The organism is Ornithinibacillus bavariensis (assembly GCF_050433565.1).
GTDB lineage: Bacteria > Bacillota > Bacilli > Bacillales > Amphibacillaceae > Ornithinibacillus > Ornithinibacillus bavariensis.
In genome coordinates this window covers 86,330-106,094 of the sequence record NZ_JBNPWZ010000005.1, presented here as the reverse complement: position 1 = coordinate 106,094, position 19,765 = coordinate 86,330, and the positions used below count along the sequence as shown (strand labels likewise).

The 19,765-nt window shown below is 36.7% G+C and carries 22 protein-coding genes; 5 read left to right on the top strand and 17 right to left on the bottom strand.

What is annotated here, in order from left to right; translation table 11 throughout:
- The 8 genes from HNR27_RS10655 to HNR27_RS10620 all read right to left on the bottom strand — a co-directional run bounded on the left by HNR27_RS10655 (position 1) and on the right by HNR27_RS10620 (position 6,406).
- Positions 1-828, bottom strand: coding sequence for a purine-nucleoside phosphorylase (locus HNR27_RS10655; RefSeq protein ID WP_429339720.1), 828 nt, complete (start codon positions 826-828; stop codon positions 1-3).
- 16 nt (positions 829-844) lie between these two features.
- Entirely contained in the window at positions 845-2,020 is a 1,176-nt protein-coding gene (gene deoB / locus HNR27_RS10650; RefSeq protein WP_429339719.1) for a phosphopentomutase, read from the bottom strand.
- Positions 2,021-2,119: 99 nt separating this feature from the next.
- Positions 2,120-3,010, bottom strand: coding sequence for a site-specific tyrosine recombinase XerD (gene xerD / locus HNR27_RS10645; RefSeq protein ID WP_429339718.1), 891 nt, complete (start codon positions 3,008-3,010; stop codon positions 2,120-2,122).
- A gap of 3 nt (positions 3,011-3,013) precedes the next feature.
- Positions 3,014-3,220, bottom strand: a complete 207-nt coding sequence (locus HNR27_RS10640; protein WP_212921974.1) for a YqzK family protein — start codon at positions 3,218-3,220, stop codon at positions 3,014-3,016.
- Positions 3,221-3,403: 183 nt separating this feature from the next.
- A complete protein-coding gene (gene fur, locus HNR27_RS10635) occupies positions 3,404-3,865 on the bottom strand; it encodes a ferric iron uptake transcriptional regulator (RefSeq protein ID WP_212921975.1) in 462 nt (153 codons plus the stop codon).
- A gap of 85 nt (positions 3,866-3,950) precedes the next feature.
- Positions 3,951-4,595 (bottom strand): stage II sporulation protein M, encoded by a 645-nt coding sequence (spoIIM, locus tag HNR27_RS10630; RefSeq protein ID WP_212921976.1) that lies wholly within the window; start codon positions 4,593-4,595, stop codon positions 3,951-3,953.
- A gap of 92 nt (positions 4,596-4,687) precedes the next feature.
- Positions 4,688-5,860, bottom strand: a complete 1,173-nt coding sequence (locus tag HNR27_RS10625; RefSeq protein WP_429339717.1) for an endonuclease Q family protein — start codon at positions 5,858-5,860, stop codon at positions 4,688-4,690.
- The gene (locus HNR27_RS10620; protein ID WP_429339716.1) at positions 5,861-6,406 is read right to left on the bottom strand and encodes an NUDIX hydrolase; all 546 of its coding nucleotides are present in this window, start codon (positions 6,404-6,406) and stop codon (positions 5,861-5,863) included.
- 123 nt (positions 6,407-6,529) lie between these two features.
- Here HNR27_RS10620 and HNR27_RS10615 point away from each other — a divergent pair, with 123 nt between their 5' ends.
- A complete protein-coding gene (locus HNR27_RS10615) occupies positions 6,530-7,438 on the top strand; it encodes an aldo/keto reductase (protein ID WP_429339715.1) in 909 nt (302 codons plus the stop codon).
- Between the two features lie 63 nt (positions 7,439-7,501).
- Here HNR27_RS10615 and HNR27_RS10610 read toward each other — a convergent pair whose 3' ends face one another.
- The 3 genes from HNR27_RS10610 to HNR27_RS10600 are packed head-to-tail and all read right to left on the bottom strand — an operon-like array spanning position 7,502 to position 9,590.
- Complete coding sequence (locus HNR27_RS10610; RefSeq protein ID WP_212921980.1) at positions 7,502-7,828, bottom strand: iron-sulfur cluster biosynthesis family protein; 327 nt, start codon at positions 7,826-7,828, stop codon at positions 7,502-7,504.
- 15 nt (positions 7,829-7,843) lie between these two features.
- Entirely contained in the window at positions 7,844-8,638 is a 795-nt protein-coding gene (locus tag HNR27_RS10605) for an SDR family NAD(P)-dependent oxidoreductase (protein ID WP_212921981.1), read from the bottom strand.
- On the bottom strand, positions 8,628-9,590 hold the full coding sequence (locus HNR27_RS10600) for an MBL fold metallo-hydrolase (protein ID WP_429339714.1): 963 nt from the start codon (positions 9,588-9,590) through the stop codon (positions 8,628-8,630). Before HNR27_RS10600 ends, HNR27_RS10605 begins: the two co-directional genes overlap by 11 nt.
- A gap of 157 nt (positions 9,591-9,747) precedes the next feature.
- On the opposite strand from HNR27_RS10600, the gene HNR27_RS10595 reads away from it, so the two are divergent.
- The 4 genes from HNR27_RS10595 to HNR27_RS10580 are packed head-to-tail and all read left to right on the top strand — an operon-like array spanning position 9,748 to position 13,842.
- Entirely contained in the window at positions 9,748-10,494 is a 747-nt protein-coding gene (locus tag HNR27_RS10595; RefSeq protein ID WP_429339713.1) for a glycerophosphodiester phosphodiesterase, read from the top strand.
- A gap of 13 nt (positions 10,495-10,507) precedes the next feature.
- On the top strand, positions 10,508-11,524 hold the full coding sequence (gene namA / locus HNR27_RS10590) for an NADPH dehydrogenase NamA (protein ID WP_429339712.1): 1,017 nt from the start codon (positions 10,508-10,510) through the stop codon (positions 11,522-11,524).
- 11 nt (positions 11,525-11,535) lie between these two features.
- A complete protein-coding gene (rnz, locus tag HNR27_RS10585; protein WP_429339711.1) occupies positions 11,536-12,459 on the top strand; it encodes a ribonuclease Z in 924 nt (307 codons plus the stop codon).
- 15 nt (positions 12,460-12,474) lie between these two features.
- Positions 12,475-13,842 carry an aldehyde dehydrogenase gene (locus tag HNR27_RS10580; RefSeq protein ID WP_429339710.1) on the top strand — a complete coding sequence of 456 codons (1,368 nt, stop codon included), beginning with the start codon at positions 12,475-12,477 and terminating at the stop codon, positions 13,840-13,842.
- A 52-nt stretch (positions 13,843-13,894) separates the two neighbouring features.
- On the opposite strand, the gene HNR27_RS10575 is transcribed toward HNR27_RS10580, so the two are convergent.
- The 6 genes from HNR27_RS10575 to mce form a co-directional block, all read right to left on the bottom strand.
- Entirely contained in the window at positions 13,895-15,130 is a 1,236-nt protein-coding gene (locus tag HNR27_RS10575) for a DNA polymerase IV (protein WP_212921987.1), read from the bottom strand.
- A gap of 136 nt (positions 15,131-15,266) precedes the next feature.
- The gene (locus HNR27_RS10570; protein ID WP_212921988.1) at positions 15,267-15,572 is read right to left on the bottom strand and encodes a putative quinol monooxygenase; all 306 of its coding nucleotides are present in this window, start codon (positions 15,570-15,572) and stop codon (positions 15,267-15,269) included.
- 22 nt (positions 15,573-15,594) lie between these two features.
- Entirely contained in the window at positions 15,595-15,915 is a 321-nt protein-coding gene (locus HNR27_RS10565) for a hypothetical protein (protein ID WP_429339709.1), read from the bottom strand.
- A gap of 315 nt (positions 15,916-16,230) precedes the next feature.
- Positions 16,231-17,349: a M20/M25/M40 family metallo-hydrolase gene (locus tag HNR27_RS10560; RefSeq protein ID WP_429339708.1), complete on the bottom strand. Its 1,119-nt coding sequence runs from the start codon at positions 17,347-17,349 to the stop codon at positions 16,231-16,233.
- Between the two features lie 18 nt (positions 17,350-17,367).
- The gene (locus HNR27_RS10555; protein ID WP_429339815.1) at positions 17,368-18,921 is read right to left on the bottom strand and encodes an acyl-CoA carboxylase subunit beta; all 1,554 of its coding nucleotides are present in this window, start codon (positions 18,919-18,921) and stop codon (positions 17,368-17,370) included.
- Complete coding sequence (gene mce, locus HNR27_RS10550) at positions 18,921-19,739, bottom strand: methylmalonyl-CoA epimerase (RefSeq protein WP_429339707.1); 819 nt, start codon at positions 19,737-19,739, stop codon at positions 18,921-18,923. Before mce ends, HNR27_RS10555 begins: the two co-directional genes overlap by 1 nt.
- Positions 19,740-19,765 lie beyond the last annotated feature (26 nt).

The following is a 19,765-nucleotide window of genomic DNA, read 5'->3' as shown; positions in this document are numbered from 1 at the left end:
CTAGTTAGTAGTTGGTAATGAACGAACAATCTTTTTCACGAAATTTAAAAAGTCCTGCTTCACTTTATTCGTAGTCTCTATAACTTCATCATGCGTTAATGGCTGATCCAAAATACCTGCTGCCATATTAGAAATACAAGATATCCCAAGTACTCTCATTCCTGCATGATTTGCTACGATGACTTCTGGAACAGTAGACATTCCTACTGCATCTCCCCCTAAGGTTCTTAGCATTCTAATTTCTGCCGGAGTTTCATATGCTGGCCCAGTATTTCCAACATATACACCCGTTTGTACTTGAATTCCGATTTCTTTAGCACATTCCAAAGCATAACGAATATATTCCTTGTCATAGCTTTCCGACATATCAGGAAACCTTGCACCTAGCTTTTCATCATTTGGACCGATTAGTGGACTAGTTCCCATATTATTAATATGGTCAGATATAATCATTAAATCCCCTGGATGAAAGGATTCATTAATTCCTCCTGCAGCATTAGTTACTAATAGGGATTTTATACCTAGCTCCTTCATAACCCGCATTGGAAAGGTTACCTGCTGCATCGAATAGCCTTCATAATAATGAAAGCGACCTTGCATGACAAGAACTTGTCTTCCTTCTAACATTCCAATGACTAATTGTCCCTTATGGCCAGACACGGTTGACTCAGGAAAGTATGGAATTTCTTGATAAGGGATAACAGTAGTATCTGTTAACTCTTCAGCTAAAACCCCTAACCCTGATCCTAAAACAAGCCCCATCTCTGGTTTTACATTAATTTTATTTTCTATATAATTACTGGCTTCCTTAATTTTTCCGTAATCCATTAACGTTTCCCCCTAATTAAATTTCATGTAAAAAGCTGACACCGTGCTCTGGCATTTCCACTTCGAAGTTATCAGCAATTGTTGCACCAATATCGGAAAAGGTTTTACGTAATTGTAGCTCTCTACCTTCCTCAATGCCTTTGTAGTATACAAGTAATGGTACAAATTCTCGTGTATGATCTGTACCGTGATGTACAGGGTCATTTCCGTGGTCTGCCGTTATGATGAGTAAATCATCATCCTTTAACTTATCCAATACTTCAGGTAAACGTGCATCGTATGCTTCAAGGGCTTTTCCATAGCCGATAGGATCTCTACGGTGACCATATTTCGCATCAAAGTCAACTAAATTTAAGAAGCTAATTCCTGTAAAGTCCTCATCCATCGACTCTACAATCTTTGTCATTCCATCATCATTATCTTTTGTACGAATCGCCTTGGTCACACCTTCACCATCGTATATATCGGAAATTTTCCCAAGTGCAATCACATCAAAATTATTATCCTGTAAGGTATTCATTACAGTTTTTCCAAATGGCTTTAATGCATAGTCATGGCGGTTAGATGTGCGTTCAAAGGCACCTGGTTTACCAACAAATGGTCTAGCAATAATCCTTCCAACCATATACTTCTCATCTAATGTCAGCTCACGAGCAATTTCACATATTTTATAGAGCTCATCAAGTGGTACCACTTCCTCATGTGCTGCAATTTGTAGTACTGAATCTGCTGAGGTATAAACTATAAGTGCACCGGTTTCCATATGCTGAGGACCTAGTTCATCTAATATAGCAGTTCCCGAAGCTGGTTTATTCCCGATGACCTTACGACCTGACCTTTTCTCTAGCTCTTGAATTAATTCATCTGGGAAACCATCTGGAAATGTTTGGAATGGCTGTTCAATACGAAGCCCCATGATCTCCCAATGGCCAGTCATAGTATCCTTTCCATTCGAAGCCTCTTGCATTTTTGTATAATGCGCCATGGGCTTATCAGCCTTTGGAATACCTTTTAGCTCACGAATGTTGCTCAGTCCAAGTGCCCCCATATTTGGCATTTTTAAGCCATTCATTTGTTCAGCAATGTGTCCTAACGTATTTGCTCCCTTATCATTAAATTGCTCCGCATCTGGTGCTTCTCCAATTCCAACTGAATCCATCACGATTAAAAATACTCTGTTAAATTTTCGCATGATAATACCTCCTAAATTCTATGTTGGCTTAAATCCCCGATTCTATGTCTATTTCATAAAGTTGTAGGATGTCAGACAACTTAAAGTAAAAAACAAGAGCTATGCTCTTGGATGATATGATTTATACATATCCTTTAGTCGCGTTTTTGTTACATGTGTATAAATTTGTGTTGTAGAGATATCTGCATGGCCTAGCATCTCCTGAACTGCCCTTAAATCAGCACCATTTTCTAATAAATGGGTTGCAAAGGAGTGTCTTAATGTATGCGGTGTTATGTCTTTAGTTATATGGGCACTGCTTGCTATTTTTTTTAATATTTTCCAAAAGCCCTGTCTTGTCATTGGTCTTCCATGCTGATTTAAAAATAATATATTCTCATCTTTATTCTTCCTTAGTAGACTTCGCCTTGCATCACGTAAATAAAGCTCTATAGACTTTTCGGCCATATCACCTAACGGTACAATACGTTCTTTGGAGCCCTTACCAAGGCATCGAACAAATCCCATCGTTAAATGTAAGTCACTGACCTTTAATGTAACTAATTCACTCACACGTAATCCAGTAGCATAAATTAATTCGAGCATCGCTTTGTTTCGAATATCAAGCGGAGCATTCCCCTGAATATCAAGAAGCCTGTCTACTTCTTGAACAGATAAGATATCAGGAAGCTTTCTTTCCTTTTTTGGTGTTTCAATATGTAATGTTGGGTCATGCTCAACAATATGTTCTCGAACTAAGAAATGATGAAACTGGCGGATAGAGGTAATGATTCTAGCAATAGTCGCTGAAGACTTTCCAGCATCCTTTACAGAATACAAGAATTTCAAAATATCAGCTCTAGTTATCTCACTCCATGTTGAATGATCACTCTTTTGCATATATTCCATATACGATTTTAAATCTCTCTTATAGGATTTTAACGTGTTCTCAGCCAACCCTCGCTCTATTTGCAAATAATGAAAATAATCATTATACGCATGGTTCAACATTCTCTACTCCCCTAATCGAAAAAATATATTTAGACGATCCATAAAGCTTTGCTCACTATTAAAAACTTTGACAGCAGGGCCCTCTGGTGTATCGTAGCGATGGAACTGTTCATATTCGGAGTGCATAATTTGCAAACCGAAATAAAATATGAATGTACATGCTATGAAAATGATAAATACTTTTACAGTATCCCATACCATCCTTTTCATACGGCATTTCTCCTTTAATAATAAGTTAATATTAAAAGATATGCCAAAAAAGAATCACTTTATACATAATAACTAGAAAACTAGTCCCATTATTTGATAGATGCGTTGCTTCCTTTATTTTACACCAATTTTTGTATAAATGATATGAAATAATAAAAGCCTTCTCTAAAAGAAAAGGCAATTTTATGAAGTAATCGTTTCGACTCCAGCTTTTTGACAGGATTTGCAAAGACCATGAAAGGTAAGGCGATGATCTTGTACTTTAAATCCCCATTCATTTTCTACTATTTTTTCTACATCACCGAGTAGATCGTCCATTATTTCCTCTACGGAGCCGCATTCAATACATACAAGATGATGATGAAAGTGCTCGGCCCCTTCTTTACGTAAATCGTATCTGGAGACGCCATCGCCAAAATTGATTTTATCAACAATTTTTAGTTCTGATAACAGCTCTAACGTTCGGTACACCGTTGCAAGACCGATCTCGGGTGCTTTTTCTTTTACTAATAGATATATTTCTTCAGCGCTTAAATGATCTGATTCCCGTTCTAATAAGACACGTACCGTTGCTTCACGTTGAGGTGTTAGCTTATAGCTTTGAGCATGAAGCTGTTTCTTAATCCGATCAATTCGATGTTCCATGGCGATCTCCTCCCTCATATCCCACCTTTATTATATGCACACGGAATAGGAGTGTCAAAGCAAATATTTGAAAAGAACGATTCTCTTACTTGTATAACGACTTGATATATCCGACCATTGCATCGTTCGCAATATATGCTTCTATTGCTGCTGGTATACCGGTTAATGCAATTAATATTGCAAAAACGGACACATATTTAACGAAAGGATGTAACACAGGCTGTGAAAAAGAAGTTTTTCTGGAAAATAGTTTATTTAATAAGCCTAATGTAAATATCATCGATATGCTTCCAGCAATGATATAGATAGGAATGACGATTATATTCTGTGGTGCTATACCAAAGGTAGCTACTAAAAAGCCATTTATTCCAAGCTGATTGACGATAAAACCAACTGAAAATCCTACCACTAGCCCTTTTAAAAATATTAGTATCCACACAACTGGTAAGCCAATTACGGATAACCCAAGAATAAATAACAAGAGAATATATTTTAAATGATAAAAAAAGCTTTCCTTTAATAATTGTGTTTTTTCTATTGGCTGTTCATTGGAAATATGACCAAAAAAACGCTCCAAATAGAAAAACAAATCTTGTTTTTGCTGAAATCCCATACTATTAACAATAATAGCACCAAATATAATTCCTGATAAAAATAGTATAATCATAAAAATATAGATGGTTGCATATTCCTTCAGATGGTCAACTAATTGCATGCTACGTTTCAACATAGAGATCCTCCATTCACTATTCCTATATAGTAAACGTTATGAGAATATCTATAGAAACATTCCTATCAAATCTATCTTTTTGTATCAAATAATTAATCAGTTGTGGCTACACTACCATATTTACCACCGCCGCCAGCGTTGATAGCTAATTTTCCTTCTCGCATTTGAATAATAGATTTCGCAAGCTTTTCAGGTACTACATCCAACAGACTCTCATATGGTATGTTGTGAAGGATATTCATTTCTGTGTGAAAATGTTCCAATAGTTTTTTAAATGTTTTTGGGCCTAAGCCTGGTAAATATTCTAATGGAACTTGGTACAAGTATGGTGGTCTTGGAATCTCCTTTCCGGTATAATCCGCTAATTCTTCAATCCTATCCGCTACTCCTTTCACAACCTTTTTAGATCCACAGTTTTTACATTCCGTTACATCTGGTTCCATATGAGTTAAACACTTGTCACATACAGTCTTGTGATATTTTCCTAGCTGCGGATTCATTCCATAATTTCGGATAATCTGTCTGCCTTCCACTTGATGTAATGCATAGTTAAATTCCTTAAAAGATGGTTCCTTCATGAGAATTTCCTGGTACTCCCTACCAATCTTTGCAAGGGAGTGAGCATCTGAATTCGTTACAAATGTATAATGATGTAGCTCGCGAATTTTGTCTGCCATAAAGGTATCCGAACTTAAACCTAGCTCAATACCATCGATTAAATCTGGATCAAACACTTCTTTTAGTGACTGTTGTACACCCTTTCCGTAAAGACTTTTATAAGGGGTAAAAACATGAGCGGGAATAAATAATCCGCTTAGCTCCTTCACCTTATATTGCAAATCCTTTGCGGATCCATAATAGCGTTGGGAGCTAAGTGTAATATTTTTCATTCTTGTAACTAGCCACTCTGAAAAACGCTCCATCTCTACTAGACTTGGTAGAAAACATAATACATGAATTGGGCCATGACAGTTGTCATCATAAACCTCTATTTCTGAACCGAGAAGAAGTGTTACCTCTTCAAAACGAACTCCACCATCCTCTAATTCATAAGCTAATCCATCGTTTATCAGTCTTTTTAGTTCCAATTGTACAGCTGGAGATTGACAGTCGATAACACCTATTAGATTAATCCCCTTATTTCTACTCGATTCTTTTAAAATATTTGTTATGGTTAAGTTTTTCGAAGCAGTGATTTTAACAGGCTTGTCAAAGATATCCCTTCCGATATGGATGTGCATATCTGCAAAATAAGCATTTAGCATTTATAACAACTCCTGCAACTCAAGATATAATACCGCGTAATTTGTCTTCGCATCATGAATTCTCTCATTCTTCACATACTGTTTTGCTTCATCTAGAGTTAATTCCAGTATATCAATAAATTCATCTTCATCTAATGCAGGAGGCTGATCCAGTTTTTGTAAATCGGTTGCTAGGTAAATATGCATAAGCTCATCTGCAAATCCTGGTGAAGTATAGAAGGATGTTATTTTCGTCAATGTTTTCGCTGTATAGCCTGTCTCCTCCTCTAATTCCCGTATAGCAGTAATTTCTGGGCTTTCCCCACATTCTAATTTACCAGCAGGAATCTCGATAATTGATTTCTCTAGCGGCTTCCTATATTGCTCGACAAATATAATTTTTTTCTCATCTGTTATTGGAATGACAGCGACAGCACCAGGATGCTTAATAAGTTCTCGTTTTGATTTTTTTCCATTTGGAAGTTGGACATCATCTACTTGAAGCTTTATGACCTTACCTTCAAAAATCTTTTCTGTCTTTATCGTTTTTTCCTCATACTTTTTCATTGAACTATCACCTACTTTTATTAAGTAATATAATATCATACGGATTGATACAAGTTAATGAATTGGGATTTAGTTGAAATAAAAGCCTATCATACCATACAATCTGAGTAGGAGGTTTTTTACATGAAAAAAAATAAATTAGGTCATTCCGAACTTGAAGTTAGTGCATTAACACTAGGATGCATGACGATTGGAACAGATATAGAAAAAGCAAGATTAATCATTGATTATGCGCTTGATAAGGGAATTAATCATCTTGATACAGCGGATTTATATGATTTTGGTATGAATGAAGAAATTGTAGGTGAAATAATTAAGGATAAAAGGAACCAAATCATCCTAACGACCAAAGTTGGTAACCATTTTAATAAAGAAAAAAAGGACTGGTTTTGGGATCCATCGAAAAAGTATATTCTAGAAGAAGTAAAGGAAAGTCTCCGTCGCTTAAAAACGGATTATATTGATTTCTATATGCTACACGGGGGTACAATTGAGGATCCGATTGAAGAGACGATAGAAGCATTTGAAGCATTGAAAAAAGAAGGTATTATTCGTTCTTATGGTATTTCCTCCATTAGACCGAACGTCATACGGGAATATGTAGAGAAATCCTCTATTGATGGTGTAATGATGCAATATAGTCTTTTAGACCGCAGACCCGAAAAGGAAATTTTTGACCTCCTTCATAATCATGGAATAAGTGTTTTAGCTCGTGGTCCGTTAGCAAAAGGCATATTGAGCAACCATGGAAAGCATCAGATGATGAAAAAGGCAAAAGAAGGATTTTTAGATTATACGTATGAAGAACTAGTCGAGGTTGATACAAAGCTCTCCGCTTATCCAAACCGCCAAGCGCTTGCTTTACAATATGTACTAAAGCACCCTGCAGTAGCTAGTGCAGTATTTGGAGCTAGTTCACTTGAACAAGTGAAAGAAAACCTAGCATTCGATACAACTTACGAACTCAAAGATAGCATTTATGAGGAGCTTCGATTGATAACAAAAGCTAATGAATACAAGGAACACATATAAACGTTCAATTGAAATAATAAATATTAATGATAAAAGTGGCATAGCTTTGCCACTTTTATCTTCTTAATCGTTTTCTAATACACTATTTACTGGGATAAAAGGATTCAGAATTCCCTCTGGACTAGACAGGCGAAACATACTATTAATAAAATCTAGCTTCATTTCTTCTGCAAAGAATACTGCTTGCATTTCGTTTATGAATGTAGGAAATTGTTGGTTATCTATCTTGATGAGATTACTATTTTCTGCGTTTGTTAAGCGAAAGGTAGGTAAGCCATTAACCGCACATCCCATCTTTTTCGTATCGTACGTTAACATCACATAGTTTTCATGATTTTGATTAATTTCGTATATCTTTTCCATAGCCTTATCTGTAATGGACAGTCTCATCTTCTCTTCCCCTTATCACTTTTTATTAAATTGCTTCTTCATGACTTTTTCTGTTAAACCAGGAAATAGCTGATAAAATTTACTTCCAATATCCATCCATAATGGCGCATTAATCTCCCGCTTATTCGTTAAGAGATGTTTTGTAATTTTCTCTGCTACTTTTCCTGGATCCAACATATATTTCTCAACATTTTTTTGATAATTACCTTCAGGGTCTGCTAGGGCAAAGAAATTAGTTCGAACTGGACCTAAATTCACCGCTGTTACCTGAATTTGATTCCTTGCAACTTCCTGTCTCAATGCATTTGTAAAACCCAAAATTGCATGCTTTGTTGAAGCATATACTGCAGACTTAGGGGTAGAAATCTTACCCGCTTGAGAGGCAATGTTAATAATATGTCCTTCATTATTATCCATAAAGTGAGGTAGGAACAGCTTTGTTATCCGAATTACTGCCAGAACATTCAATTGGTACATAAGCTCGATATCTTCCCATCTCGTATCGATAACATATTGAAAGACACCTGCCCCTGCGTTATTAATTAAGGCATGGATAGTGCCTTGCTCCTTCAGAACAGTGTTAACTACGTTATAAACATCTGCTTCATCTGTTAAATCTACCATATAAAATGATGCATGAATCTGGTGTTCCTCTTTTAACTGCTTTTGAAGTTGCCGTAACTTGTCAAGTGAACGCGCAAGCATGATTGGTGTTCCGCCAGCAGAAGCAATTTGTTTCACTAACATTTCTCCGATTCCACTAGAGGCACCTGTAACAACTATCTTTTTTCCGGTTAATTTAGATTGCATGATATACGAAAACCCCATCTTCTATTGTTTTGGTCACTAGTCCTTTATCCTCTAGATAATCCAATTGTCCAATGGTTTCGGACATCGTTAAATCTAGCTGTAATTGATATTGTCTAGGAAATATCTGTTCACATAGCTGGAAAGGTGTATGTGAATAATTACGTAACAGACTTAAAACCTTAGTTGCCCGAGACTCTTGTTTCGCCCTTTGCCTAGCAACAACCTCTTCTAAATTAGAGAATATTTTACCGTGACCCGGTAGTATCACTCGAATACCCAGATCAAGACATTTTGTTATGTTTTTTCTATATTGTAATAAAGGCTTTGGACGTTCAGTCTCACCAATTAAAGGTGGTTCCATGATTGGATTTGGACTAATATGCTGAAGTAAATGATCTCCCCCAATAAATGTACCGTCCACCATGTTTAGAAACGATAGATGGCTCTGAGCATGTCCTTTCGTTTCAATGACACGAAATTCAGAGTGACCAGGTAAACGATCACCCTCATCTATAACATCTGTAAGTTCCCCTTTTCCAGAGAATTTTAAGGGTACACGTAGTCTTTCAATAAAAACCTGAAATTCTTTCGGAACACCAGATAAGGTAAAGTAATGATAATAAAAGTCCTCAAAATGTTTGAAATAAGCCTCATCTCTCATAATCCAAGGGGTAATATTCCGATGTCCTATAATACGTTCAACCTGACTAAATCGCTCTATTAAACCAGTATGGTCAGGATGATGATGTGTTAAAATGATTTGTTCAATATCATTTGGTTCATATCCGATATCCTTCAGTTGAGCTACAAGTGCGATCCATGCTTCTTCCGTATTTACCCCCGCATCTACTAATGATAATGTTTCACCCTTCAATAAATAGGTGTGAGCATCACCTACAGCGTATGGTGTTGGGACTGTAAGTTGATGGATCGTTTTGTTAATAACAGTCATTTTCTCCCCCCTATTTCACCAAAATGAATAACCATTCATTCACCTTTCTTCATTGTAACGCTAAAATGAAAAGAAGTCACTTAATGAAAATTTAGAGCGTGTGTATTGGTTGACTTTCCCATAAAATTCAAACAAAATCAAATTAGAGGTGAAGGTCTTGATAACAGAAATTATTGCCCACCGCGGGGCAAGTAAAATTGCACCAGAGAATACCATGTTTGCTTTTGAGCTTGCTTATATGCTTGGCGCTGAAGGCATTGAAACAGATGTCCAACTAACAAAGGACAATATCCCTGTACTTATTCATGACGAGTCACTGAGACGAACAACGAACGGAAAAGGTTATGTTAAGGACTATACGTATAAGGAGCTTCAAAGCTTTGATGCTGGATCTTGGTTTTCTTCAGACTTTTGCTCGGCAAGAATCATCACATTAGAAGATTTCTTAGTCTGGATTAAACCAAAGAATTTAACCATTAATTTAGAATTAAAGAACAACAAAATTGACTATATTAATTTGGAATCTATCGTATACCGAATGCTAAAGGAACATTGTCTGGAGAAACGAACAACCATCTCAACATTTAATCCGACAAGTGTTAAAAGGCTAAAAAGATATCAAAATGAAATTGGAGTAGCCTTACTAACTTCCAGACAAAATCCCAATCTAGTTGAATATGCGAAGAGCCTCGGTGCTAATGCGCTACATATTAAATATCGACTAGTTAACAGATCATTAATTACCGAAGCACATGCTAACACTATGGCTGTCCGTGTCTATACAGTAAATCGATATAGACAAATGATAAACTGTTTTCATGAAGCATGTGATGGGATATTTACAGATGTACCCTATAAAGCAATTACACTTCGAAAAGTATTTCAATATAAAAGACAATTATAATGGAGGTATTTTAATGGCAAAACTATTCTCACCAATAACGTTTAAAAACATGACCATAAAAAACAGGATTGTAATGTCTCCAATGTGTATGTATTCTTGTGATAAAGAGGACGGTAAGGTTACACCATTTCATTTCACTCATTATGTTTCACGTGCGGTAGGTCAAGTAGGATTGATTATATTAGAGGCAACTGCTGTTGAACGTGCTGGAAGAATTTCTGCACAAGATCTAGGAATTTGGGATGATGAGCATATAGAAGGATTAAAAAAGCTAGTAGATGAAATTCATCAGCATAATACAAAGGTTGGTATTCAATTAGCTCATGCAGGTCGGAAAGCTGAAGATGAACCCATTATTTACTCCCCATCCCCCCTGGCATTTAATGAAAATTATAAAGAACCTACTGAATTAGAGGAAGCTGGCATCAATAACATCATCCAAGCATTTAAAGAGGCAGCGGAACGTGCTGCAAAAGCTGGTTTTGACATGGTAGAAATTCATGCTGCTCATGGATATTTAATAAACCAATTCCTTTCTCCACTAACAAATAAACGGAATGATTCATATGGTGGAAATCGTGAAAATCGTTTCCGTTTATTAGGAAACATCGTCGAGCAAGTCAAAACTGTATTTACTGGCCCAATATTCGTACGCATATCTGCCGAAGAATATCATAAAGATGGAAACACATTAGAAGACTTTATATTTTTTGCCACCAGGCTTAAACAGCTTGATATTGATTTAATAGACTGTAGCTCAGGAGGTGTAGTTCCCGCAAAAATTAATACTTTCCCAGGCTATCAAATAAAGCGCTGTGAAATTATTAAACACGAGGTTGAAATCCCAACCGGAGCTGTTGGAATTATTACAAGTGGACCACAAGCAGAAGAAATTCTACAGAATGATCGTGCAGATATTGTGCTTATTGGTCGATCACTGTTACGAAATCCCTATTGGGCTAAGGAAGCAGCTGATCAATTGAAATATCCATTAGATGCACCTACTCAATATCGTAGAGGCTGGAGGTAGGAGGAAAAATAATGGAAATCTATTTTCTTGGTACCGGTGCTGGAGTCCCTTCCAAGGAACGTAATGTCTCCTCGATAGCGCTTATGCTATTACAGGAAGCAAATAGTGTATGGCTTTTCGATTGTGGTGAAGCAACCCAGCATCAAATCCTACATACTTCCATTAAGCCTAGAAAAATCAATAAGATATTCATCACTCACCTCCATGGGGACCATATTTTTGGTTTACCCGGGCTATTAAGCTCTAGGTCCTTTCAAGGCGGAGACGAAGAATTAATTATTTATGGTCCTAATGGGATTAAAGAATATGTATTAACAAGTTTAAAGGTGAGTGGTACCCATTTAACCTATCCTCTTTCCTTCGTCGAAATTAGTGAAGGAAAAATAATGGAGGATGATCATTTTATCGTCTATTGTAAGCTACTTGAACACGGAATACCTAGCTATGGATTTCGTATTGAAGAAAAAGCGAAACCTGGTGAGCTGCTAGTTGAAAATTTAAAGGCAATAGGGATTCAACCTGGTCCAATCTATCAGCAAATTAAGCAAAATGAAACAACTTTCCTTGATGACGGAAAAATCATTGAGAGAAAAGAATTTATTGGGCCAGATAAACCAGGGAGAACGGTGGTAATTCTTGGGGACACAAGGTCTACAGAAAAAAATCAAGAATTTGTCAAGGATGCAAATCTGCTAATTCACGAAGCTACCTTTGACAAGAATAAAGCAGCACTTGCCCATGATTATTTTCATTCTACAACTGTACAAGCTGCATCCTTGGCTATGGATGGCAATGTTAAGCAGCTAATCCTAACTCATATTTCATCTAGATACCAGCATCATGATGCACAACAACTATTAGAAGAAGCTAGACAGATCTTCGTCAATACTGAGATTGCCTATGATTTATTTCAAGTTTCAATACCATCCAACTAATGGGAGTTGAGTTTGATGACTATTCAAGCATTAGTACAAAGTCAGCGAGATTACTTTTTAAGCGGAGAAACGCTCGATTATCGATTTCGTATAAACCAATTACGAAAACTGAGATCCATGTTAGAGAACTATGAGAAAAATATTTACCGCGCCTTAAAGCAGGACTTAAACAAATCAAAATATGAATCCTTTACGACCGAATTAGGGTTTCTCTTTAATGAAATTAAGCATACTGAGAAACATCTTAAAGATTGGATGGAGGATGAATCTTGTGATGCCCCAATAACTCATAAAGGAACCAAAAGCTTCATCCGAAAAGAGCCTTACGGTGTCACCTTAGTCATTTCGCCATGGAATTATCCTTTGCAATTGGCAATAGCACCTGTAATTGGGGCAATATCTGCTGGAAATACAGTAATTATAAAGCCGTCTGAATATAGCCAATCCTCCTCTTCTCTGCTTGCAAAAATGATGAGAGAAACCTTTGATCCTAAATACATTGCTGTAGTAGAAGGAGCAAAGGAAGCTAGTGAACAACTATTACAGGAAAAATTTGACTATATTTTCTTTACTGGAAGTACCGCTGTAGGAAAAATTATTATGCGCGAAGCTAGTAAGCATCTAACCCCTGTTACTCTAGAGCTTGGTGGCAAGAGTCCTGCGATTATTGATAGAGATGCGAGTATTGAGCTTTCCGCTAAACGTATTGTTTGGGGGAAATTTACAAATGCTGGTCAAACCTGTGTCGCCCCAGACTTTCTTTATATACACTCTAAAATCAAAGATAAGCTATTAAAAGAAATGAAAAAACAGTTAAAAAGCTTATATAAAAAGAACCCATTAGGTAATGATGATTATGTAAGAATAATTAATGAAAACCATTTTAACCGCTTATTGACATATTTAGAGAATGGGACCATTGTGCAGGGTGGAAACATTGATAGAAACCAATTAAAAATCGAACCGACTATTATCGATCACATTACTTGGAACGACCCTGTCATGCAGGAGGAAATATTTGGTCCAATTCTACCGGTTTTATCATTTGAAGACTTAGAAGAAGTCATAAGGACATTAAAAACAATGGATAAACCGTTAGCACTGTACTATTTTGGCGAAAAAGAAAAGAATCAAGAAAAAGTAATAACTAAGTTATCCTTTGGTGGCGGATGTATTAATGATACATTATACCATTTAGCAAACCCAAATCTGCCATTCGGGGGAGTCGGTGCAAGTGGAATGGGAGCATATCACGGCAAATATAGCTTTGAAACATTTTCTCATCGTAAAAGCATTCTAAAGCAAACAACCAAATTCGATTTACCATTACGTTACCCAGGTGGAAAACTAGCATTTTCCATTATTAAAAAAGTAATGAAATAGTTTTTAATACAATAATAGGGGTAAGGCGTTAGAAGCGTTCAGAGCCTTTCCCCTATTTTTTATAATCATCTAAAAAGTCCTTTTGAAAGCTTGTTCTTGGTTGATGATTATCAACCGCTTTAATATCAACAAATGGATTTTTCCCGAATTTTTGTGTTAACTCATCAATTGCATCATAAAGCTTTTCCTTTTCTGCTTCCTTTTTGTACGTAAATAAGTCTAACTGCTTTACAATATTCTGTTTTTCTTCCATATCCGAAACGGTTATCCCTAATAAGCGTATTGGCTCTTGATTCCAATGTGAATTAAATAATTCTAGTGCTACCTTTAAAATATCTTCTTTTTTTTCGATAAAATTTAACAGTTTTTTACTTCTTGTAATAGTTTTCCGGTCATGATAACGAACTGTAATTTGGACTGTCCCACCAGCAACCTGTTTCCGCTTCATCCGTATTTCCACATTCTCGGCTAATGCGGATAATAGACTTCTTATTTCCAGCTCATTTGTTGTATCCATTGGGAGTGTTTCAGAACTACCTATACTTTTAAACTCATTTACAGCATCCGGATCTACAGCACGAAGATCAATCCCATTAGCTCGATTTCTTAATCGCTCACCGTTAATACCTAGTATCTGTTTTAATTGATAAACATCAGCTGCTGCTAAATCGCCAATCGTATGAATGTCAATAGCAATTAGCTTTTCAGCTGTCTTCTTCCCTACCCCATACATCTCACCGACTGGCATTGGCCATAATTTATAAGGAATATCACGTTTTCGCAACACTGTAATACCCAGCGGTTTTTTCATATCGGAAGCCATTTTTGCTAAGAACTTATTCGGAGCAATACCGATACTACAAGGTAAATCTAATTCATTCAATATTTTTTTTTGTAAATCTTCTGCGAGTTGAATCGTATTCTTCGGATCTACTACATCGGTAACATCCATATACCCTTCATCGATCGATACCGGTTCAACGAAGGGTGATATTGCATTTAATCTTTTAAAAATTTCTCTAGATGCATAGCGATATCGTTCAAAATTTGGTGTGCGTATTATTAGCTCTGGGCATAATTTTCTTGCCTGCCAAATTGGCATTGTCGTTTTAACCCCTTTGGCACGTGCCTCGTAATTACTAGTAATAATTATTCCTTTTCGTTCCTCAGGATTACCAGCAACAGCAAGTGGCTTCCCTTTTAACATAGGTTCATACGCCATCTCCACTGAAGCATAGAAGCTATTCATATCAACATGAAAAATAACCCGAGCTTTATTAGCGTTCATTTCAGCTAGTCACCTTCTCGAACAGTTGTTTCTAGTTTAATTATATCACAATTAGAAAGCTTGGGATAAGCTGTTATTACTAGCGTTCTATTTGGTAAGAACATCTGCGAATCTCAATAGTTAACTGAAGGCTGAATTAACTTACTTTGCCACCTATAGGGATAAGCGTACTAATTCTCTCCATTCCAGTAATCATTGTTTTCGCATGTGTAATGAGTTTTTTAGTTGATTCCAGAGATAAAGATTCCTGATGAGCTGTTTGATCTGACCAAACCTCATACACAAATATAGCGTTTGGCTCGTCCTCTGAAATACTCACATGATAGATTTCGCATTCTTCTAGGCTTTGCATAGACGCTGCTGCTTCCAATAAAATTGCGACAAGCTTATCACGATCACCATCTTTTGCGATAAACTTACCAAATAATCCGAACTTATTCATTTTACTTCTCTCCTAACTTTGTCTAGTCCATTACATAAAGAATAATCATATGTATAAGGCAAACAGAAGTGTATAACACCGAACCATAGAAAACGACACCAACATTTGCTTTTATATCATTGTTTCCATACGTATATCTTAAATCTCCAGAGCTTGCTTCTAATGCTGATGATTTGGTAAAGAATCCTCCTTTACTATTGAAAAAAAATAGGATAAAAGACAGGCCTAATCCAATGAAGAAATTCCAACCCAAAAATGGAAATGAAAAGATTATACTGGTGACCCATACGAGAATTGCAATAATTATTGCTATAGCTATCGTCATTCCAATCATTTTTTTCATTAATCCTTCCCCCTCTCACTCATCATTACATGCATTCACAATTCTACAATAAAGCCAGCTTCTTCAATAAATTCCGCTTCCTAATTTCATCATTGAGTGATTACACCTTTGTATTTTTAGTTTACCATAAATGTTTGCGCAATTATTAAAAGATTTGGATAATATATAATTATTAATGCTTATATAGGGAACCAGATGAACCATAGAAGTAATCATACTCAATTTTAATAGCATTTTTCCTAATAAATAGTTGCATAAGAAAAGCGGTTCTTATCCACTTCGATGGTAAGAACCGCTTTTACGTATTTTATTTTACTATTTTGCAACCTCTTGAATAATGGCAGCAACAAGCTCGGTAACTTTAACTAATTCATTAACTGGAATTCGTTCATTTGTTGTATGAATTTCTTCATATCCAACCGCTAAATTAACTGTTGGAATACCAAAACCAGCAATGACATTAGCATCACTTCCGCCACCACTTCTTAATAGCTTACTCTCTCTACCAATAGCTTTTGCTGCACTCCTTGCTATCTCGACAACCTCATCTCCTGCCTCTTGTTTAAACCCAGGATACATTACTTTAATATCTACGATAGCTTCTCCACCCATTTCATTAGCAGCAGATTCAAAGGCTTCCTTCATTTTGGCTACCTGTGCTTCCATTTTTTCGGGTACAAGCGAACGTGCTTCAGCTAGAATTTCTACATGATCTACAACAATATTCGTCTGCTTTCCACCTTCAAATCGACCAATATTTGCTGTAGTCTCCTCATCAATACGTCCTAGTGGCATTTTGGCGATAGCCTTTGCCGCTATCGTAATAGCTGATACTCCCTTTTCAGGTGCCACGCCTGCATGTGCTGTTTTTCCTTTTATGATTGTGTTAATTTTAGCTTGTGTAGGTGCGGCAACAATAATGTCCCCAACATCGCCATCACTGTCTAGTGCATAACCAAATTTAGCGTAAATCATAGATGGATCAATAGCCTTAGCTCCTACTAGTCCCGATTCCTCTCCCACTGTAATAACAAATTGAACATCACCATGTTCGATATTATTTTCTTGAATGACACGAATTACTTCCAATATTGCAGCAAGACCTGCTTTATCATCTGATCCTAAAATAGTTGTTCCATCTGAAACAATATATCCATCTTTAATCTGCGGTTTAATTCCCTTACCAGGAACTACCGTATCCATATGGGATGTAAAATAAATTGGAGTGGCATCAGCCTTTGTACCTTTTAGCGTACAAATTAAATTGTTTGCCCCATGCCCTGTTATTTCCTTTGCATTGTCCTCGACAACCGCTACGCCGAGGTCTGTAAATTTCTTTTTTAGTACTTTTGCAATTTCTTCCTCAAAGCCTGTTTCTGAGTCCACTTGAACGAGTTCCATGAATTCATTTACTAATCTGTCTTGATTTACCATGATGACTTACCTCCTATTTTAAAGAGGAATATTACCATGCTTTTTACTTGGTCTATCCTCTTGTTTATGATAAAGCATTTCAAGACCTTGAATAAGCTTTATTCGTGTTTCTCTAGGGTCAATGACATCATCAACCATCCCTAGCTTAGCAGCAATATACGGATTTGCAAACTTATCGCGATAAATATTTATTTTTTCCTGACGTATTTTTTCAGGATCCTCGCTAGCTGCTATTTCCTTCGCAAAAATAATATTAGCTGCACCTTCTGGCCCCATAACCGCAATTTCCGCATTCGGCCATGCAAATACTAAATCAGCACCAATTGACTTACTATTTAATGCCACATATGCACCACCATATGCTTTTCGAACTATCACTGTTAGTTTTGGTACAGTTGCCTCTGAATAAGCATACAATATTTTCGCTCCATGACGTATGATACCACCATGCTCCTGTTTTATGCCAGGAAAGAAGCCTGTAACATCCTCAAATGTAATGATAGAAATATTAAAGCAATCACAAAATCGAATAAATCGAGCAGCTTTATCACTCGAATCAATGTCTAATCCACCAGCAAGATGTTTCGGTTGGTTACAAACTAATCCTACTGTTTGTCCTTTTATTCTCGCAAATCCAACCACAATATTTTTAGCAAATTCAGAATGTATTTCATAAAAACTACCTTCATCTACCACTTGTTGAATAACATTTTTAATATCGTATGGACGAGTTGCATCAAACGGAACTATATCTACTAACTCCGGACGATAATCCTCGAGTTGGTCATCGTGATATTTTGTTATAGCAGGCTTCTCCGTATTATTATTAGGTAGATAAGAAAGTAACTTTTTCACATGATCTAATGCCTCTTCCTCTGTTTTCGCTTTAAAATGGGCATTTCCACTTTTACTATTATGGATATGTGCACCACCTAAGTCTTCGGAAGATATTTTTTCACCAGTCACTGTTTCGATAACCTTAGGACCCGTGATAAACATTTGTGAAGTCTTTTCCACCATAATCACAAAATCCGTAATGGCAGGGGAATAAACCGCTCCACCAGCACTTGGTCCCATAATAACAGAAATTTGTGGGATATAGCCAGAGTAAATGGAATTTCGGTAAAATACTTGTCCATATCCGTCCAAAGAGGATACACCCTCCTGTATTCTAGCACCACCTGAATCATTTAATCCGATAAATGGAACACCATTTTTTGCTGCTAGATCCATAACAGCTGCTATCTTTATCCCGTGCATCTCTCCTAAAGCTCCACCATAAAGTGTAAAGTCCTGTGCAAATAAATAAACAGGGCGTCCATTGATTTTTCCATAGCCTGTAACAACACCATCACCCGCACCATTTGACCCATTCATATCAAAATCAGTTCCACGGTTTTCTATAAATGTATTCAACTCAACAAAGCTTCCATCATCAAGTAAATAATCAATTCTTTCTCTTGCGGTCATTTTGCCTTTTGCATGCTGCTTTTCAATCCGCTCATCTCCACCACCTAGCTCTGCAATTCTTCTTTTATCATATAGCTCATTTATTTTATCGAACATATCCATCATTGATCCTTACCTCCAGATTCTTCTGTTAACTCAAAAAGTACGCCATGAGTTGATCTTGGATGCATGAATGCTATCTTCGTTTGATGAGCACCAGGCTTTGGTTCGGTATTAATAAATTGAATCCCATTTTTCGAATATTGCCTGATTCGCTCCTTGATATCTTCTATCCCTAGAGCGATATGATGGACTCCCTCTCCTTTTTTCTCAAGAAATTTGTAGATCGCTGATGACTCACTTGTTGGTTCTAGCAGTTCAAAGCGAGTGTCACCTATCCTCAAAAAAGCTACCTTGACAAACTCTGAGGCTACTTCTTCCATCCCCTCAAGCACAAGCCCCAACGTATTCCTATAAAATGGTAATGTTTGTTCAATGGAATGAACTGCAATGCCAATATGCGAGATTTTTTTTGGTGGTGTAATCTTTTCATCTCCTACGAGTTTGATAATGTAATTTGCTAGTTCTTCGATGGATGAACCACTAGTAAATATATTGTTAATCCCTTTATCTATTAGTATAGGAATATCTTCAGCAGGTATTACCCCTCCACCAATGACGGGAATGTCACTTGCATTTAATGCCTTAAGCTCTTCGATAACCTTTGGAAACAGAGTCAAATGGGCTCCAGATAAAGAAGATAGTCCAACAATGTCTACATCCTCTTGTACTGCTGCATTCGCTATTTGTGCAGGTGATTGTCTTAGCCCTGTATAAATAACCTCCATGCCATGATCACGAAGCCCTTGTGCAATAACTAATGCACCTCTGTCATGTCCATCTAGTCCTGGTTTTGCAATCAACACTCTTATTTTCCCCATCTTACAATCTCCTTCCCCACTTGTCT

Bases quoted from the DNA above. Each gene is read 5' to 3' on its own strand.
- HNR27_RS10655 (WP_429339720.1), bottom strand. From the start codon at position 828: ATGGATTACGGAAAAATTAAGGAAGCCAGTAATTATATAGAAAATAAA.
- deoB (WP_429339719.1), bottom strand. From the start codon at position 2,020: ATGCGAAAATTTAACAGAGTATTTTTAATCGTGATGGATTCAGTTGGA.
- xerD (WP_429339718.1), bottom strand. From the start codon at position 3,010: ATGTTGAACCATGCGTATAATGATTATTTTCATTATTTGCAAATAGAG.
- HNR27_RS10640 (WP_212921974.1), bottom strand. From the start codon at position 3,220: ATGAAAAGGATGGTATGGGATACTGTAAAAGTATTTATCATTTTCATA.
- fur (WP_212921975.1), bottom strand. From the start codon at position 3,865: ATGGAACATCGAATTGATCGGATTAAGAAACAGCTTCATGCTCAAAGC.
- spoIIM (WP_212921976.1), bottom strand. From the start codon at position 4,595: ATGTTGAAACGTAGCATGCAATTAGTTGACCATCTGAAGGAATATGCA.
- HNR27_RS10625 (WP_429339717.1), bottom strand. From the start codon at position 5,860: ATGCTAAATGCTTATTTTGCAGATATGCACATCCATATCGGAAGGGAT.
- HNR27_RS10620 (WP_429339716.1), bottom strand. From the start codon at position 6,406: ATGAAAAAGTATGAGGAAAAAACGATAAAGACAGAAAAGATTTTTGAA.
- HNR27_RS10615 (WP_429339715.1), top strand. From the start codon at position 6,530: ATGAAAAAAAATAAATTAGGTCATTCCGAACTTGAAGTTAGTGCATTA.
- HNR27_RS10610 (WP_212921980.1), bottom strand. From the start codon at position 7,828: ATGAGACTGTCCATTACAGATAAGGCTATGGAAAAGATATACGAAATT.
- HNR27_RS10605 (WP_212921981.1), bottom strand. From the start codon at position 8,638: ATGCAATCTAAATTAACCGGAAAAAAGATAGTTGTTACAGGTGCCTCT.
- HNR27_RS10600 (WP_429339714.1), bottom strand. From the start codon at position 9,590: ATGACTGTTATTAACAAAACGATCCATCAACTTACAGTCCCAACACCA.
- namA (WP_429339712.1), top strand. From the start codon at position 10,508: ATGGCAAAACTATTCTCACCAATAACGTTTAAAAACATGACCATAAAA.
- rnz (WP_429339711.1), top strand. From the start codon at position 11,536: ATGGAAATCTATTTTCTTGGTACCGGTGCTGGAGTCCCTTCCAAGGAA.
- HNR27_RS10580 (WP_429339710.1), top strand. From the start codon at position 12,475: ATGACTATTCAAGCATTAGTACAAAGTCAGCGAGATTACTTTTTAAGC.
- HNR27_RS10575 (WP_212921987.1), bottom strand. From the start codon at position 15,130: ATGAACGCTAATAAAGCTCGGGTTATTTTTCATGTTGATATGAATAGC.
- HNR27_RS10570 (WP_212921988.1), bottom strand. From the start codon at position 15,572: ATGAATAAGTTCGGATTATTTGGTAAGTTTATCGCAAAAGATGGTGAT.
- HNR27_RS10565 (WP_429339709.1), bottom strand. From the start codon at position 15,915: ATGAAAAAAATGATTGGAATGACGATAGCTATAGCAATAATTATTGCA.
- HNR27_RS10560 (WP_429339708.1), bottom strand. From the start codon at position 17,349: ATGGTAAATCAAGACAGATTAGTAAATGAATTCATGGAACTCGTTCAA.
- HNR27_RS10555 (WP_429339815.1), bottom strand. From the start codon at position 18,921: ATGGATATGTTCGATAAAATAAATGAGCTATATGATAAAAGAAGAATT.
- mce (WP_429339707.1), bottom strand. From the start codon at position 19,739: ATGGGGAAAATAAGAGTGTTGATTGCAAAACCAGGACTAGATGGACAT.